At 56.6% G+C, this 251-nt stretch carries 1 protein-coding gene; it reads left to right on the top strand.

Translation table 11 applies throughout. The features are described 5' to 3' along the window. Nucleotides 1-251 (top strand): DUF6166 domain-containing protein (locus KZZ04_RS20105; protein ID WP_219424022.1); only part of this gene is annotated, 251 nt, incomplete at both ends.

Raw genomic sequence — 251 nt, 5'->3', positions numbered from 1 at the left:
AACACCCGGTGCCTGGGTTCGCCCGCGGGGCAGTACATTCTCACTCGCCCTCATGGTTGCCCTACCGCCATTTACGTAGCGCCCAACGGGCAAGCGTCGCCGCTTGATCCTAGAAAAGACCTGTTCCCTTACTCCGGCTTTTTTGAATGGGGCTATAACGGCACTGTCCCCAACTTTCTGGCCATTTCATTTCTCGCGCACTTCTTTGGCGGGGACATCCCCGACAACGACTCCATCGACGCGCTTAAAAA

It is taken from the genome of Pseudoalteromonas sp. CR1 (genome assembly GCF_019392235.1).
In the GTDB taxonomy this organism is placed as follows: Bacteria; Pseudomonadota; Gammaproteobacteria; order Enterobacterales; family Alteromonadaceae; genus Pseudoalteromonas.
Note: the sequence above shows the minus strand (reverse complement) of the source record. Positions and strands in the feature narration are given on the sequence as shown.